We start from the raw sequence: 17,651 nt of genomic DNA on the forward strand, positions 1-17,651 counted from the left end.
ATCGCTCCGTCAGAATCAGAAAGTACCTTTTCTCGGATCTGGAACTCGCTCTATGTTGTTCGGGCCATCAGTGCTGTGCTTTTTAAATTTGAAGTCCATCAGTTTGCCAGTCTGCGGATCTCGCACGTAATGGACAACTGAATCATTTCCGTTCGCAGACTTGACCTTCAACTCCAATTTTTCCATTCCCTTGAATTTCGGGTCATTCAAACTTTTGATAATGACATTACCCTGCCCTTCCTGGGCGGCTTTCAACGCCATTTGATCTTGAATGCTTTTCGGCGCCCTGCTCCATTTGTCCGCACCCTCTGTAACATTATCAGCATTTTTAGCCCTATCAGCCCCAACCCCCATCTTCTCAGGGCCATGGTACCGCGTCCAATCCGGATGATATGGGTCATCCAGCATCTCTTGGGTCGGCTCTTCGATTTTCTTTGATCCGGCCTTAAGCCCGAGCGCAGTAACGCCTCCCAGGGCAATTACCGCAGCGGTTTGTGCGCCAGCCTTCGTGGCTCGCATCTGCTCCCGTGCATTCACAGCTTCCGGATTGCTCAGGTAGTCTTCCACAAACTCGAAGGCTTGCTCTTCCTCCCGACTAAGCTCTCCCGCCAAGTAGGCATCTACGTTCTGGTCGTATAATTGCTCGGCTTCCTTCAACTTGTCCGGATCGGTATAGAAATCATACTCTCCGGGGCTGACGCCATGGGCAGCGGAACCCAGCAAGTTGGCAGCGCCGTCCACCAGGTTTTGCTGCAAATCACCAGTAACCTCACCCAGTACAACCTGGCCACCGTATTGCAACAATTGTTTAACAGGCCCCCCAGCCATAAGCTGCAGGCCCATGATCGCCGCGCTGGCCTCTTCAGTGGGCAGGCTCTCTAGCACCTCATTTACTTTGTTTAAAGCGCTTAAGAGCTGTATACCAGTTGCTTGATCAGATACGACAACATTGACTGTGTTGCCGGAAGGATCGGTAAAACTTCCATCCGCGGTGACACCGTCCGCACTGCTTGCAACAACATTAAACGCGTCTGAACCCAGCTCATCTACAATAGCCTTTACCGCAAGAAGCTCCTCGGCTATTTCCTGGTACTCCGGTTTTTCTACCAGTTGAAGATAGGCCTCTGGATCACCGCCATTGCGGATCACCTCATCCAAGTGATCTTCCATTAGCGGCCCTAAATGCGCCAGCTCATCTGGAAGATTCGTGGTCAGCACCTTGAGTTCGGTATAGGCGGACTCCACACTCTCCTTGATACTTGAAAAATCGTCAGCGATCTCCTCTCTGCCGGTTTCGGACAGCAACCGGTGATCGACAGTAACATCGATATTCCCCTCCTGCCGCTCCACCTCGAAGAGTTCTTTCTCGGTGTTTTCAATATCCCGATTCAGCCCGGCCAGATCCCCGTTCTTCTCGCTGTCCTCATCCCGGATAGTGATAGTGCCCTGCCCCACGGTGGCCAGGGTCTTGTCCTTGCTGTACTGGCTGTTGTTGCTGTACTGGGCGTTGGAGGTGTTCAGGCGCAGGTCGTCGTTGCCGCTGGCGTCCTGCGCATGCTGCTGAGCCGGGTCGGCGGGGTTGGCGCCGTTGAGGCCGACGCTGGTGCTGATACCGGCGCTGCGCTGGCTGGCGTAGTCGGTGTTGCCCAGGTCGGCGTAGTCGAAGGTCCCGGTGGTGAGTTCGAGTTTGCCGAGCTCCTTGCCCTCTTCGTCTACGGTGGCCACCAGGGCGCCGGTGACCTGGGTGTGGCCGCCGACATCGATGCTGGCCTCGCCGCCTGAGGTGAGGCTGGTGAGGACGGTTTCTTTTGTCTGGTAGCGGCCGCTGGCGCTGTTGGCGCCACCGTTGACGCTGCTCAGCCCCCTGTCTCCCAGGCCGGCACCGCCGCTGATCCCGGCGCTGTTGTTGCTGCCGCTGGCGCGGTTCTGCTGGGATTCGACGATGAGGTCGCCGCCGACGGCCACTTCCAACCGGCTGTCCGCGTGCACATTGGCGCCGGCGATGCTGGTGTCGCCACTGCTGTTGAGGGCGATCTGGTCGGCGGTCAGGGTGCTGTTGTTGTAGCTGGTCTGGCGGTCGCGGCTCTGGCTGCGGTCCAGACTGCCGCTGACAGACGGGCCGCCGGCGGCGCCGTAGACGGTCTGCTGCACGCTGAGGTGGCCGTGTTCCGTCTGGGTGCGTTGGCTGGCGGTATCCACGCTGGCCTGAATGCTCAGGTCGCCGGTGTCTATCGCGATGGTGTTGTCCGCCTGCAGCTGGCTGCCCCGGATCAGGGTGCTGCCGTCGCCGCTGTCGCCGCCGGTTCTGATGGCGATATTACTGCCGCTGAGGCTGCTGGCAACGGAGCTGGTCTGGTAGGTCTCGGTATCGGTTTTTGCGGCGTCGATATCCAGCTGCACGCCGGCGTTGAAGCCGTAGGTGCCGCTGCTCTGGGCGGCGGCCACGCTCTGTTGCATCAGTGCGGTGGTCTTTGAGGCCACGTCCGCGGCAGCGGCGGCAATGCCGGCCTGATACCACTCCTTGTCACCCTCGGCGTCGTCGATCAGCTGCTTGAGTTCGACGATATCCCCCTGGGTCACGCCCGGCTGGCCGCTTTGATAGTCGGCTTCCAGTTGCGCCAGGGTGTCCTTCAGGTTTTTCAGGTCCTTCTGGTATTTGCGGTAGTCCTCCTTGGCCTGTTTCAGCTTGCCGGTGGAGGCCTCCAGGGCCTGGGCGGCCTTGGCGACTTCGACGGCCTGGTGCTGCACCACCACATTGAGCTCGGCGCTGCCGCTGGTCTCGCTGGTTTTGGTCTGCAGGCTGCCCTTGGCTTCCACTATGGCGACGTTTTCGCCGGCCAGGGCGATATCGCCCGCGCCGCTGCCGTCGGCATCGGCGGTGAGATGGGAGCCCTCGATGGTCAGGTCGCCGATGGCGTCGAGGCGGATATCGCCGCCGGCGGTCAGGCTGCTGCCCCGGTGGCTGACTTCCACACTTTCACTGTCGGCGGCATGGTACTCGGCATCCGCCAGCTTGATCTTGAGCTGGCCATCTTCCGCCTTGACCAGTTCATCGGGCCGGGAGAGGCTCTCGGCCAGGTCGCCGAAGCCAACCCGCTGGGTCTCCTCGCTATAAGTGGTGTGAGCGGTCTCGGGGGCGGCGAGGATTTCGAGATCGCAGGACCAGGCGCCGCTGACCTCTATCTATTCTCTTGCGCTTTTCGGGTACGCCCGCAGAGGGGATGGGGCTTACCTGTTGACAGATAGCCCGTGACCTGGAAAACATTTAATAGATTCTTTTTTAATGAACAATCTCTCAGGCTTACTGAAGTAGATCAATGGTCATCTTCACTGTGGCAATCTGACGCCGCAAGTTGAATTTTCTCACCGCAGTTTCGAGGGATGCGGTGCCCTAACGATGTAAATTGTAAGGCCTGACCCCGTGACCAGTGACCAGTGACCAGTGACCAGTGACCAGTGACCAGTGACCAGCGCGTGACCAGCGACCATGACCCCGTGACCTGGAAAACATTTATACAGATATCCCATTATCATCCATTATTCTTCGTATCTTTTTGGAAAACTGTAGAATTTCATCTTTCGAGAAATTAACATAAGTGGGAAGAGAGTCTGCCGGAACATTCTGCAACAATCCAAATCCCGCTCCCAAGATATATCGCAGTTCGTCTTCGCTAAGAAGAACTGATACTACCTTTTTTTCATATCCACTAACTTTATCATTCATTGGTTCACCATTTCACTTATAGCTAGGCTCGTATGCAGGATTGTTCTTCACGCTCTGAGATTTACTCGGAACCTGTAACTCCAAGAAGTTTTCCCACCCTATACCGTTTGGCCCATAATCAGGTCTAAAAGCTGTTGCTTCTCCATCGGGGCTTTTTATCACAACAGTTTTCGTGCGTTCATCCAAGTAGAACTTCTTGCCGTTAGCCGCATAACGAACTTCGGTTGAAGGGCTAGAAACAAGGTTTTCGATAAATGCTTGAAATTCTACTTTGGTGGATATCCCCAAGCTTTCAAATTCCTTACCTTCGACCACGTGTTTCTGGAATGCATGGCCATTTACTATCTCTTCAGCAAGCAGTTGATCATTCAACCGAATCCCATCCGCAATGTTGCCTGGTCTACTCTCCGGGGGCTCTCCAGAAATCACCTCCCTCTCAGGCGTATCAAACTCCCCATCCACCCGAGTCTGCGGAGTATCCCAGTCAGGCGTATCCGATGCATCGGTCGAATCCGCGAGGCCATCACTATCAGGCCCACTGTCCGAACCACCGCCTGAGTTTCCTCCCCAATCACCACCAGCTGCTGTCCTCTATCTATTCTCTTGCGCTTTTCGGGTACGCCCGCAGAGGGGGTGGGGCTTACCTGTTAGCAGATAAGCCCTGCCCTCTGCGGGACGTAATAGATTTGCTTTTTTAATGAGCATCTTCTCAGGCTTGCTGAGAATATCGATAGATTCAGTCAGAGTTGGAATTCGGCGTCAAAAATAGATCCGTCCCCTTTTCTGTCCCCTTTTCTCTTCATGGCCGCTTCGGTGAGCTGTTTGATCAGAGGGGTCAGGATGCCGTCTTTGCCGCTGAGGTCTTTGCCCTCACGCAGCGCCTTGACGGCTGCATCCATATCGAAGGTAGGTTTGGTCATGGGTCATCTCTTTTTTGCTAATGGTAAAGAAATGACACAGAATTCTGAACACTACCGTTGTGTCTGGTGCTATCACAGCTGGCGATCCACTTCCCGGATCGTCTGGAGAAGTACATCAGCCTATGAGGCTATTTGGCTGACGCAGAGTTTTGAACACCCTCCCCCTGAATGAACGTCTTCTCAGGCTTGCTGAGAATATTGATTGACTCGATCAAAATGGGAATTTTGCGTCAAAAATAGATCCGCCCCTTTAATTCCCAAAATATATCCGTCCCCTTTAATTCTTCTGAACACCTTCTATACTCTTCTCTATTGCACTCCTATCCGCAGAGCAGAAGAAAACTTCAAGTTCATGCTCCTCATCACCCTCCCAATCAAGAACAGAATCTCGCAGTATCTCCAGATAAATCTTCAAATCTTTTTCTGGCAACCTTGGTAAAGCTTCATGCACCAAAACCACCTTCCGGCATGGGATCCACTCTAGATCCCTCAGGCAGTCATACAAAGCATCCCAGTTGAAACCAAAATATCCGGGAAACCAAAGTAAATAGTACATCGCTTTCAACAACTCTTCCGGGAGGGAAATCCCCGGATCAATACGAACATAAAAAACTTTCGCAGCATCATATGATGGAAGACTATCAAAAAACTTGAACGGCAACATTGTCACCTCTTCACTTATTAATCGGAATAAAGGTTTTATAATGGTCTGGCGTGCAGTACATTTCACCACCTTTACCAACAACTATTCGCTGAGGCCCAGGACCTGAAATTCCTGGGGTTGGATGTACGTATTCCGTGTAATAGCCGAGAGGCTGTTTCGGCAAATCCCCGGCACGATTCTGGAATGTAGACCCATCGTTACGATGTGGAAAAGAACCACCTTTTTTTATTCTCTCCAAAGTAGGGCCAAGATCAACGGTCCCCTGGAAAACTTGGCCGGTCTTTCGATCAACAACCTTGACACGATTAATGAAGCGGGTTGGCTCGTTTTCGGCAACATCATAATTTTTAACCCTATCAGCCCCAACCCCCATCTTCTCAGGGCCATCGTACCTCGTCCAATCCGGATGATATGGGTCATCCAGCATCTCTTGGGTAGGCTTATCGAGCTTAGCGAGCTTTGTCGCGTCTGTAGGTTCAGTCGCATCTCCCTTTTTTGGCTGCCCCTCATCTAGCCAACGCGATGCGTCATCCAGCGAGTCCTGTGCCTTCTTGGTAGCAGGTGTAGTGGCAACCTCCGCGGTTGCCTTGGCCCCCGCCCTACCAATGACCGTAATCAAACCGCCACTGGCAATGTTCGACGCCATGCCAGTGGTGTTGTCAAACTCTTCCGCTCTACGGAAGTAATACGCAGTCGCATCCCTTAGCTGATCTGCATTGTCGTACTCCTCGTCCAGCCGGGGATTATCCATGATGTGGTACTTCAGAGTCTGCAGGGCCGCAACTGGGCCGCCTTCCGGGTTATCCAGGTCCCACGCTATTCTCTGGACAGCAGCCCAGTTGATTTCCCCGATATCGTTCCCAGTGACTTCCATCTCAGCCAGAGATTCCTGCAGCTCACCGAGAAGCGCCATGGCTTCCTGCTGCTCGGGAGTCAGGCTTTGCCATTTTCTCTCCAAGTCTTCCAGGGGACGGGGAGAGGGAGCGCCAATGCCCATGGCTTCCAGCTGTTCCGGGGTGTAGGTCTCCCCTTCGACAAGACCCAGTTCCTTGGCGATATCGGCGGTTATCTCGAGGCCTTTTTCGACACCGGCAACGAGGACGGTTACTGTCTCTTTGGAAGCCTCCTTGACCGTTTCGATATCATCGGCAATATCCGCCCGCCCCTCTTCAGGCAGCAACCGGTGATCGACAGTAACATCGATATTCCCCTCCTGCCGCTCCACCTCGAAGAGTTCTTTCTCGGTGTTTTCAATATCCCGGTTCAGCCCTGCCAGATCGCCGTTCTTCTCGCTGTCCTCATCCCGGATAGTGATACTGCCCTGCCCCACAGTAGCCAGGGTCTTCTCCTTGCTGTACTGGCTGTTGTTGCTGTACTGGGCGTTGGAGGTGTTCAGGCGCAGGTCGTCGTTGCCGCTGGCGTCCTGCGCATGCTGCTGAGCCGGGGGTCGGCGGGGTTGGCGCCGTTGAGGCCGACGCTGGTGCTGATACCGGCGCTGCGCTGGCTGGAGTAGTTGGTGGTGCTCAGGTCGGCGTAGTCGAGGGTCTCGGTGGTGAGGTCCAGCTTGCCGAGCTCCTTGCCCTCTTCATCTACGGTGGCCACCAGGGCGCCGGTGACCTGGGTGTGGCGGCCGGCATCGATATGGAGGTTGCCGCCGGCGCTGATCAGGCTGCCCTGGGCCCGGGTCTCCTCAGTGCCCTGCGCCTGCTGCTCCGACGAATAGAAATCGCCGCCGCTGAAATAGCCGGAGTCCTCGGACCAGGAGCTGCTGGTTTCCATCCGCTCCCGGACGCTTTTCGGATACGCCTGCAGAGGGGATGGGGCTTACCTTTTAATAGATAATCCCTTTCCCTCTACGGGACGTAATAGATTCGTTTTTTAATGAACATCTTCTCAGGCTTGCTGAGAATATTGATTGACTCGGCAAAAATAGGAATTTGGTGTAAAAAATAGACCCATCCCCTTCAATTTCTTTAATTCTTTACGAGACTCTTTTTTATTATTTTCCACTCGGATATTTCTTGTAAACAATATCATCAATCTCATCATCAGGAATTCCACTTTTCTTTAACTCTCTATAATAATCAGCTCTAGCAGATGCCAAGTCATCATAGGGGGAAACATCCAGTGTTTTTTTAATTTCCAACTCCTCCCTTCTTTTCCACTCTTGACTTATCTTCCCAAAAAGTTCTAGCTTCTTGGAAAAAATAAGCCTCCTTGGATCTTGACCTTCAATCCTGTTTTCCATCTCAAACTCATTTGCCATAGCTGAGATAATATCTCGAAAAATAAAATACAAAAGCTCGTTTTCGTCAGCAGCCTGCTTTCTAAAAATTTCATAGCCTCTTTCAGAGGATACATAGAAACCATGACCGCCTTTAATCTCTACGTGAGGGGTTCCGTCACCTTTTGGGTGAGTATGAACGACAAGTAATGAGCGAGGAGCGTCAATTAACGCTCCTTTATCGCGCACCTCCTGAGCTATCTTATCAATATCAAACATAATTCTAATCCAGTTCTTTAAGATAACCGTTGTCGATTAACCATTGAATGTTTACTCGCTCAGGTAAATTTGGCAATAGCTGAATTCCGCCGCCAGGCTTTCCGAAAGCAGGAGCAATTTTCCCCTCCAAAACAGGTAGAGGTTTCAAAACTTCATACCTGCGATACGTTCTGGATCCATCACCAGGGCCAAGTGCTCGTTGATCGAAAGGGACACCCTCGGGCGAAAGAAAGGCGCCATTATTGTCCCCATAGCGGTCAAGTATCGTTCCTTTCTCCAAGGTGTTCGGTTTGGGATCACCAGTAAACCCCAAGTTCTCCGGCCAAACATAGGAGCCATCCGGGGCAGTTTGATAAAAATCATCAGCCTCGCCCTGAGAGGCACTCGACTGACTTGAAGATTTCTTTTGGCCATTTTCTTTTCTACTTTCTGTTTTTTTAGGCTCTTCTTTGCCCTTAAAGAAGAGTGAACCTTTCGAGGTATCCTCAGTTTCCTTAGCGACTGGCGCCGCATCAACCGCAGCCTTGGCGCCGGCCCTACCAATGACCGTAATCAGTCCACCGCTGGCTATGTTCCCCGCCTTGCCAACGATACTCGCTTCCTCTTCGGAGACCCGAAGGTACGGCGCAACCACATCTCGCAACTCTTGCGCGTTAGCAAATTCCTGATCCAGTGCAGGGTTATCAGTGATATGGTACCTTAGTAAAGCGATGGCAGCTTCTGGCCCGCCGTCGGGACTGTTCACGTCCCAGGCCACCTGCTGAACGGCGCTCCAGTTAATTTTACCAAAGTCACCATCGCCTTCCGGCAGCTTTTCCAGCGCTTCCTGGATTTCATTGAGCGCCGTCATCGCCTCTTGCTGTTGCGGCGTTAGGCTTTCCCAGCTTCTTTCAGCTCGCTGCTTTCCATTGAAGCTTGGGACGGGGAGCGCGAAGCCCATGGCCTCGAGCTCCTCCATTGTATAGGACTCGTACTCTATCAGGCCGGCAGCCTTTGCTAGGTCTGCGCTGACTTCGAGGATCGTTTCGGCACCGTTCACCAGGACGGTAATTCCTTCTTTTACACCTTCCTTGGTTTTCTCGATGTCGTCGGCAATCTCCGCTCTACCACCTTCCGATAACAACCGGTGATCGACGGTAACGTCGATATTCCCCTCCTGCCGCTCCACCTCGAAGAGTTCTTTCTCGGTGTTTTCAATATCCCGGTTCAGCCCGGCCAGGTCTGCGGAGTTTTCCTCATCCTTGATCGCGATTGTGCCCTGCCCCACCGTGGCCAGGGTCTTGTCCTTGCTGTACTGGCTGTTGTTGCTGTACTGGGCGTTGGAGGTGTTCAGGCGCAGGTCGTTATCGCCGGTTGCGTCCCTGGCCTGTTGTAGGTTGGGGTCGTTTTCGTTGGCGCCGTTGAGGCCGACGCTGGTGCTGATACCGGCACTGCGCTGGCTGGCGTAGTTGGTGTCGCTCAGGTCGACGTAGTCGAAGGTCCCGGTGGTGAGTTCGAGTTTGCCGAGGTCCTTGCCCTCTTCGCCTACGGTGGCCACCAGGGCGCCGGTGACCTGGGTGTGGCCGCCGACATCGAAGCTGGCCTCGCCGCCTGAGGTGAGGCTGGTGAGGACGGTTTCTTTTGTCTGGTAGCGGCCGCTGGCGCTGTTGGCGCCACCGTTGACGCTGCTCAGTCCCCTGTCTCCCAGGCCGGCACCGCCGCTGATCCCGGCGCTGTTGTTGCTGCCGCTGGCGCGGTTCTGCTGGGATTCGACGGTGAGGTCGCCGCCGACGGCCACTTCCAACCGGCTGTCCGCGTGCACATTGGCGCCGGCGATGCTGGTGTCGCCACTGCTGTTGAGGGTGATCTGGTCGGCGGTCAGGGTGCTGTTGTTGTAGCTGGTCTGGCGGTCGCGGCTCTGGCTGCGGTCCAGACTGCCGCTGACAGACGGGCCGCCGGCGGCGCCGTAGACGGTCTGCTGCACGCTGAGGTGGCCGTGTTCCGTCTGGGTGCGTTGGCTTGCGGTATCCACGCTGGCCTGAATGCTCAGGTCGCCGGTGTCTATCGCGATGGTGTCGTCCGCCTGCAGCTGGCTGCCGCGGATCAGGGTGCTGCCGTCGCCGCTGTCGCCGCCGGTTCTGATGGCGATATTACTGCCGCTGAGGCTGCTGGCAACGGAGCTGGTCTGGTAGGTCTCGGTATCGGTTTTTGCGGCGTCGATATCCAGCTGCACGCCGGCGTTGAAGCCGTAGGTGCCGCTGCTCTGGGCGGCGGCCACGCTCTGTTGCATCAGTGCGGTGGTCTTTGAGGCCACGTCCGCGGCAGCGGCGGCAATGCCGGCCTGATACCACTCCTTGTCACCCTCGGCGTCGTCGATCAGCTGCTTGAGTTCGACGATATCCCCCTGGGTCACGCCCGGCTGGCCGCTTTGATAGTCGGCTTCCAGTTGCGCCAGGGTGTCCTTCAGGTTTTTGAGATCCTTCTGGTATTTGCGGTAGTCCTCCTTGGCCTGTTTCAGCTTGCCGGTGGAGGCCTCCAGGGCCCGGGCGGCCTTGGCGACTTCGACGGCCTGGTGCTGCACCACTACATTGAGCTCGGCGCTGCCGCTGGTCTCGCTGGTTTTGGTCTGCAGGCTGTCCTTGGCTTCCACTATGGCGACGTTTTCGCCGGCCAGGGCGATATCGCCCGCGCCGCTGCCGTCGGCATCGGCGGTGAGATGGGAGCCCTCGATGGTCAGGTCGCCGATGGCGTCGAGGCGGATATCGCCGCCGGCGGTCAGGCTGCTGCCCCGGTGGCTGACTTGGGTGCTCTCGCTGTCGGCGGCATGGTAGTCGGCATCCGCCAGCTTGATCTTGAGCTGGCCGTCTTCCGCCTTGACCAGTTCATCGGGCCGGGAGAGGCTCTCGGCCAGGTCGCCGAAGCCAACCCGCTGGGTCTCCTCGCTATAAGTGGTGTGAGCGGTCTCGCGGGCGGCGAGGATTTCGATATCGCCGATATCGGTTTCGGCGACTATATCCTCGCCGGCGGCCAGGTCGGAGCCCACCACCCTGGCGCGGCCGGCATCGATATGGAGGTTGCCGCCGGCGCTGATCAGGCTGCCCTGGGCCCGGGTTTTCTCAGTGCCCTGCGCCTGCTGCTCCGACGAATAGAAATCGCCGCCGCTGAAGTAGCCAGAGTCTTCGGACCAGCTGCTGCTGGTCTCGATCACCTCGCCGGCGGCGATCAGCAGGTCGTCCACGGCGGTGAGGTTGATATCGCCGCTCTCGGCCACCAGGTTGCTGGCGGCGATGGTGATATTCCTGGCGGCATCCAGTGCGATATTGCCGCCGGCAGAGCTCAGTTCCGCTGTTGCCAGTTGCAGCTGGTAGCTGGCCTCGCCGAGACTCTCGTTGCTGAAGCCGCCCTCTTCCGTCCGCGCGCTGAGGTGGGACTCCTCGTAGGCACTGGCCGCGACGGTGATATCCTCGCCGCTGATGGCGATATCTTTGTCGGCCTCGATGCCGCTGCCGAGTATGGCCACGTCTCCGTCCGCGGCCACGGATACCTGGCCGCCGCCGGAACGGATACTGGCGCCCAGCACCTGCTGGCTGGCGTGCCGCTCGGTGACGGTCGTGTCCTTGGCCAGGAAACCGGAGCCCTTCTGCTCGCTGTAGTAGTCGGAGGACTGGCTGTTTGTGACCGATTCCAGCGCAATATCGCCGCCGGCGCGCAGGGCGATATCGCCTGCGGCGCTGACCTTAGCGCCGGCGAGGCGGGTGTCGGCGCCGCTGACCATTGCCAGGCCGCCGCCCGCCTCCAGGCTGCTGGCCAGGTGCTCGCTGGATTCGAGGATATTGTGCGCCCGCGAGGACCAGGCGGCACTGCGGTTGTCGATGGCCCTGGTGTCCAGCACTAGGTCGCCGCCCGCTTCCAGCGCGGCGTCGCCGGCGGCGCTCAGGCGGCTGGCGATCAGGCGCATATCCTCGCCGGCCTGCATCACCAGTTTGCCGCCGGTGGCGTCGATGCTGGCGATATTGCCAACGGCGGTGTTGCTGGATTGCAGTTGGGTGCCGCGGGCATTGCTGCTGTACTGCAGCTCGCGGGTCAATGTCTCGCTGAGGATGCCGCCGCCGGCGCCGAGCATTACACTGTCGCCGCGGATGCGCCCGCTCAGGTTGCGGATATCGCCGCCGGCCTGTGCCAGCAGGTCGCCGCCGGCAACCAGGTCACCGTCCTCGTTGAGGATCGAGCCCTCGGAGAAGAGCGCCAGCCTGCCCTCGCTGCGGAGGCCGCCGCTGTTGCGGACATCCGCCCCCGTCAGCTGCAGGCTGCCGCCGCTGATCAGGGCGCCGTTCTCGCGCAGCTGGCGGTTGTCGATATCGGCCAGGTAAATCACCGGCACCAGTACCGTCTGCCCGGCCACCCGGGTTTCCACCAGCCAGACGATATCCTGCTGCAGCAGCGCTATCTGCTCGCTGTTGAGCGCCACGCCCACGGACAGGTCCAGGTCTCGCTGCGCGGCCAGGGCGTTGTCCATCAGCCATTTGAACTGGTCGTAGTCGCTGGCGAGGCCCGGGTGCAGGAAGCGCTGGCCGGTGGCCTGGAAGATGCTGTCCCGCAGTATCTGGTTCTCGTAGAAGGCGTCGCCCAGGCGCTTGGGCAGGGCCTCGGCATCCAGGCCCAGCTGGTCTAGGAAGTAGTCCGAGCCGATAAAGTTGCCGTAGTCGGTCAGGGCCGGATTGGTCTCGACCAGGTAGGGGCTGCCGGCTTCCAGGTTCTGCACGAAGAGGCCGCCGTCCGGCAGCTCGAAACCCTGCACCGCCAGCGGGTCCAGCGCCGCCGCGCCGGCTTCGGCGATCAGCCTGCCGTTGCTGTCGTCGCGCGCGCCTATGGCAAGGGTGCCGCCGCCTGCGCCCGGACCTTCGGTGCCCAGCTTGCCGGTTGTCGCCTTCTGCCCGCCGCTTTGCGCGTCGTGATCGGCGAGGCCCTTGCCGCGGGTGCTGGTGTCACCGGTCAGCCCGGTGCCGCTGTTGTAATTCTGGCTGCTGCGGATACTGCTGTTGTCGATCGTGTTTTTGACGCTGATAACGACACTGCCGCCGGCGTGGATATTGGCGGGGACGTGGCCGATGGTCTCGGTAACCAGATCCGTGCGGTGCTCGTCCTCGCCGGCCTGGTAGTCGCCGTTGTGGTAGCGGTAAACCGTCGTGCTGATTTTCCGGCTCAGCTGCAGATCGCGGCCGATATTCTCCAGCCGGTTGCCGCTGATGCGGATATTGTTGGCAGCGCTGATGGTGCCGTATTCGTTGCGGATATCGCCGCCGTTGATGGCGATATCGCGGCCCGCCATCATCCTCGCGTCGGGGCCGGCCGCGGCCAGCTGCTCGCGATAGGTGTCGTCCCCCGTATAGTTCTGGACGATACGGACTATCCGGTCCCGGTCGTTGGCCCAATCCCAAATGGGGTCGACTCGAAAATCGACTACGCTGAAGCCGGGTTTGACACCTGCGAGTTGTGCCTCAAGCGCGGCGCGGCTGGCTGCGACCTTGGCCGGCATCAGCTGTTCGAGCATCTCCATTTCCCGTTTGAGAATATTGGAGACAACCGCCAGGTCGAGGCTGGCCTGGACCAGCTGATCGTTCTCATCCCGGAACTCTGCCGCCACGTTCCCGAGCACGTTTTTGATATGGTTGGCAACGTGATCTGGAATATTGCCGCCGGGCAGCTGGTTCAGGCGCCTGATATGCAGATCTATCCAGTATTCTGTCCAGCGGCGCCGGCTGGCATCCCCCCAGCCGGGCACCCGCCAATCCAGCAGCGCCTGATCGAACAGGAAAACGTCGAACTCGTCCTGCACAAAATCCAGGGCGGAAAGCTTCTGGTCCCGCTCAATCTGTACCTGGCTGCGCCGGTTAACTATCTCCTCGCTGGCGATGATCAGGTCGCCGTTGCGACTTTCGATCAGCCCGGAGATATTCTCCAGGCTGGCGCTCTTGGCACCGCTGCTGTTTTTGGCAATGCGGATATTGCCGAGCGCATAAATATCGCCGCCGTTGTTCTTCAGCCTGTTCGCATAGAGATTCATATTGCCGGCGGCAAAGATCAGCGCGTCGTTGCCGATCAGGTCGCTCAGGAAGAGCGTGAGGTCGCCGCCGGAGGCGATGCTGGCCTTGCCCCCGTTGTCGAGGGCGCTGCCCGTCAGGACCGCATTGCCGGCCGCGCCGATACGGCCGCTGTTGACGAGCGCGGTGTCCGAGGTGAGATTCAGTTCGCCGCCGCTGATCTCGGCGCCGGAACGGTTTTCGACGCGCCTGGCATCGACGGTGAGGCTGGCCTTGCTGGAAATACTGCCGCGGTTGTCCAGATTACCGGTCGCCTTCAACACCAGGTTTGCATCGGTGGCGAAGCTTTTTCCCGCTGCCTGGGTGATGTGGCCCCGGCTGTCGATGGTGATCGACTGGCCGGCGCGGATATCCCCGAGCCTGTCCAGGGCGGCACTGTCGAGCTTCAACGCCACCGATTGCCGGCCCTGCACCAGGCCGCCGACACCTTCGACCGATGTCGCGGCAATATTGGCCTTGTCGGCAAAGATCCTGCCCTGATTGCCGTTTCGCAGTGCGCCGCCGAGCAACAGCTCGAGCAGACCGGAACCCTGTTCGATATAGCCGCCGCGGTTATCGAGGCCCGCGGCGTTCACGGAGAGACCGCCTGCCGCCAGCAGCGAGCCGCCGCCGTTGTCCACGGCATTGCCGGCGCTGCTGATGCCCAGGCTGCCGTTGCTGCCGACCAGGCCGCCGCTGTTGTCCAGCAGCAGCGCCGACAGGCTCAGCGCGCCGCCGCCCGCGTGGCTGATGCTGCCGCCCGCATTGTTCAGGTTGCCCGCCGCCTCTATGGCGGCACTGTCCGCCGCCGCGGCAATGCGGCCGCCGCCGCTGTTGTCGATATCCCCGCGGCTCGCCAGATCGAAACTGCCACCGGTGCCGACAATGGAACCGCCGCGGTTGTCGAGCGAAGCGCTTTCCAGGGCGAGGTCGCCGCCGGTTTCCAAACGGCCTGCGCCGTTGCGCAGCGCGCCCGCGGCCCCGAGGGAGAGGCCGTTGACCGCGGATATTTCCCCTCCGCTGTTTTCTACTCCACCGGCAAGGGCCTCCAGCACCAGAGCGCCGTTAGCGGCGATCTCGCCCGCGCTGTTGTCCACCGAGGCCGCCGACAGGGTAAGCGTGCCGGTGCCCGCGTGCAGCAGGGCGCCGCCCGCGCCGCTGTAGTCGCCGCCCGCCGCGACAGACATGCCGGTCGCGGCACTGGCGATAGTGCCTCCGCCGTTGTTCAGCGGCCCCGCCACCCGCAGGCTGAATGCCTGCGGTCCCAGGGAGCGGATATTGCCCCCGCGGTTGTCCAATTCGCCCGCGGAGAGGTTCGCGCCCGCGCCCGCCTCTATCGCGCCCCCCCGGTTTACCAGCTGTCCGGCGCTGATTTGCAGCTCGGCGGCGGCGATCAGCTGTCCCACCAGGGACAGGTCGCTGTTGATAAAATTTTCACTGTCGATGGCAATACTGCCGTTGGAGCGCAGCTTGCCAGCATTGATCAGCTGATCGAGGACCGTCAGCTCGAAACGGCCGCTGCCGGCGTGGCGCAGTTCGCCGCCGGTGTTGTCGAGGCGCTCCAACGCGAAAGACCAGTTGCGCGCCGCGGTTTCAACCACGCCGCCGGCACGGTTATCCATACTGGTGAGCCGCAGGGCGAGCGCCTCGTCCGCATCACTGACCGCGCGCAGGGTTCCGCCGCGGTTGTCCAACGCCTCGGCGGTGATCGTCAGGCGGTCGCTGTCGATGGTGCCGCGCCGGTTGTCCAGCGAAGCCTCCAGTTCGATGTCCACGGCGTCGGCGGATACCAGGCCGCCAGTATGGGAGAGTTCCCGCGCGCTGATTTCCGCCCTGCGGGCGGCGATGATTTCCCCCTCGTCGCTGTGCAGCGCACCGCCGCTCTGCAGGCCGAGCTTGTCGCCGCCGAGGTGTTTGATCAGGCCGCCGCTGTTCACCAGGTCGCCACCGGTGGTGATCAGCAACTGCGCCCCCTCTGACTGAATTGCGCCCCCGCTGTTGTCCAGCCTTGCGGAAATATCCAGCCTCGCAGTGCCTTCACCGGCGTGCAGCAGGCGGCCGCCACTGTTGTCGGCGTCCCCCTGTACTGACAGGGAAAGGCCGCCGCTGGCGGACTGGATAAGGCCGTCGCCATTGTGCAGCGCACCCAGCGCAAGAGCCGTCTCGGCGCCGCCCAGTGCGCTGATCAGGCCACTGCCGTTATCCAGGCTCTGCGCTTGCAGCTTAAGCGCGCCGGCGGACTGGATCAGCCCCCCGTTGTTCGCAATGCTGTCGAAATCGAGTGTCAGGTCTTCGCTGCCAAACTGCAGAAGCCTGCCGCCGCTGTTGTCCAGTGCGCTTCCCGGGGCAATCGACAGGTGGCGGCTGTGCGACTGGATAACGCCGTCGCTGTTGTCGAGCCGATCGAAACTGAATTGGGCCAGGTCGCCGCCGAGGGCATAGATAGCACCACCGCTGTTGTCTAGGCTGGCACCGCTCAACCACAGCGACCGGTTTGCCTGCATCTCTCCGCCGAGGTTCCTGATCGCCGCGCCGCTGTGTATTTGCAGCTGGTCGGCGCCGATCAGGCCCTGGTTGTCGAGATCGCCGGAGAGGTCGATGCCGATGCTGCCCCCACCGGTCAGATTGCCCTGTGCGTCCAGGCCCGCTACCAGGTCGCCGCCGTTTTGCAGCTGGCCACCACTCAGGGCGAGCGCGGATTCGGCGGCGATCAGGCCGCTGTTGGCGACACTGGCGGCCGCGAGGGAAACCTCGCTGCCGTAGAACTGCTTCTCGACGGACAGCTGCGCGCTGCTCTCGGCCACAGCGCTGCCGGCTGCGGCGACGGAGTTCAGCTCAATGCGTCCGTCGGCGGTGAGTGTGAAGTCGCCGGCACTGCGCATATCCGCGCGGGAGCGCACGCCCACGCCCTGCTCTGTCGCCAGCATAAAGATGCGGTTGGCCTGGATGGCGCCGAGGGCGCTGGCGTCTATCGCCAGCTCCGGTTTGTCGCCGGCGGCCGACAGCAGCGACACCTGCCGGTCGGCGTAGTCGATGCGGTTGATGCCGGCGATCAGGCTGAGTTCCGAAGCCAGCAGGGGCGCCGCGAGTTCAATCCGGCGGGCCCAGATATCCAGGTTGCCCAGGCCCCTGGCATCGAGCCCCGGCCCCGAGAGGGTCACGTCACCGGCGCGGACATCGAATCCCACCAGACTGCCGTCGCTCATGCGCGGCACGCCGCTGGTCAGGGTTGCGCGCGGCGTATTGATAAAGCCGCAGCCGGCACAGGTGATACCGTAGGGGTTGGCGATGACCAGCTCCGCGGCCTGCCCGGAGATTTCGATGGCGCCGCCCAGGCTGGAGCGGTTGGCCCGGGTGACCTCATTCAGGATCAGCGACGCACTGCCGCTACTCTGCAGGTTTTCATTGCCGGCGATATAGCCGCCTAGCTGCGACTGGTGGACCTCCGCACTGTTGTTGAGGATGAGTCCGCTGCTGTCGACATTGAACTTCTCGTACTTGTTGTGGGATACCCCGCGCTCGTTGGCGGCGGCAATATTGACCAGTTCCACTCCGTTGGCCGCGTGCTCCACCTGGGCCTGTTTGCCCTTTTCAGCACCTTTGTCCACCACGACTTCGGCCAGCAGGTGCGCGGGCAGCGCCAGTTGCAGGCAGAGCAAAAACGCTATAGCGCGCATGCCGGTGGAAAGCGGCTTGCCGGCATTTTCGCGATCAGCGGCTTGGCGATGCATTCTGATTTCCCTGTTATGCATTTCGTCTTCTGTTTCTTGTCGAGAAAGAT

7 protein-coding genes and 1 pseudogene are annotated in these 17,651 nt (G+C 59.5%); all 8 read right to left on the reverse strand.

Translation table 11 applies throughout. The features are described 5' to 3' along the window. Positions 1-15 precede the first annotated feature (15 nt). The 8 genes and pseudogenes from ACXAF3_RS02725 to ACXAF3_RS02760 all read right to left on the reverse strand — a co-directional run bounded on the left by ACXAF3_RS02725 (position 16) and on the right by ACXAF3_RS02760 (position 17,601). Positions 16-3,183, reverse strand: coding sequence for a hemagglutinin repeat-containing protein (locus ACXAF3_RS02725; RefSeq protein ID WP_475110793.1), 3,168 nt, complete (start codon positions 3,181-3,183; stop codon positions 16-18). Positions 3,184-3,736: 553 nt separating this feature from the next. Beyond that, entirely contained in the window at positions 3,737-4,096 is a 360-nt protein-coding gene (locus ACXAF3_RS02730) for a hypothetical protein (RefSeq protein ID WP_475110738.1), read from the reverse strand. 425 nt (positions 4,097-4,521) lie between these two features. Then, a pseudogene (locus tag ACXAF3_RS02735) lies at positions 4,522-4,644 on the reverse strand (IS256 family transposase); the annotation flags it as partial. A gap of 277 nt (positions 4,645-4,921) precedes the next feature. Further along, positions 4,922-5,308: a barstar family protein gene (locus tag ACXAF3_RS02740; RefSeq protein ID WP_475110739.1), complete on the reverse strand. Its 387-nt coding sequence runs from the start codon at positions 5,306-5,308 to the stop codon at positions 4,922-4,924. A 10-nt stretch (positions 5,309-5,318) separates the two neighbouring features. Continuing rightward, entirely contained in the window at positions 5,319-6,638 is a 1,320-nt protein-coding gene (locus ACXAF3_RS02745) for a guanyl-specific ribonuclease (RefSeq protein ID WP_475110740.1), read from the reverse strand. Positions 6,639-6,700: 62 nt separating this feature from the next. Next, on the reverse strand, positions 6,701-7,087 hold the full coding sequence (locus ACXAF3_RS02750) for a hemagglutinin repeat-containing protein (protein ID WP_475110741.1): 387 nt from the start codon (positions 7,085-7,087) through the stop codon (positions 6,701-6,703). A 220-nt stretch (positions 7,088-7,307) separates the two neighbouring features. Then, on the reverse strand, positions 7,308-7,811 hold the full coding sequence (locus tag ACXAF3_RS02755) for an Imm63 family immunity protein (protein WP_475110742.1): 504 nt from the start codon (positions 7,809-7,811) through the stop codon (positions 7,308-7,310). A 4-nt stretch (positions 7,812-7,815) separates the two neighbouring features. Beyond that, a complete protein-coding gene (locus tag ACXAF3_RS02760) occupies positions 7,816-17,601 on the reverse strand; it encodes a two-partner secretion domain-containing protein (RefSeq protein WP_475110743.1) in 9,786 nt (3,261 codons plus the stop codon). Between the last annotated feature and the right edge of the window lie 50 nt (positions 17,602-17,651).

The sequence above is a fragment of the Microbulbifer sp. ABF4_143 genome, assembly GCF_056160225.1.

Excerpts from the sequence above, each read along its gene's own strand:
- ACXAF3_RS02755 (WP_475110742.1), bottom strand. The coding sequence starts at position 7,811 with ATGTTTGATATTGATAAGATAGCTCAGGAGGTGCGCGATAAAGGAGCG.
- ACXAF3_RS02750 (WP_475110741.1), bottom strand. The coding sequence starts at position 7,087 with ATGGAAACCAGCAGCTCCTGGTCCGAGGACTCCGGCTATTTCAGCGGC.
- ACXAF3_RS02760 (WP_475110743.1), bottom strand. The coding sequence starts at position 17,601 with ATGCATCGCCAAGCCGCTGATCGCGAAAATGCCGGCAAGCCGCTTTCC.
- ACXAF3_RS02740 (WP_475110739.1), bottom strand. The coding sequence starts at position 5,308 with ATGTTGCCGTTCAAGTTTTTTGATAGTCTTCCATCATATGATGCTGCG.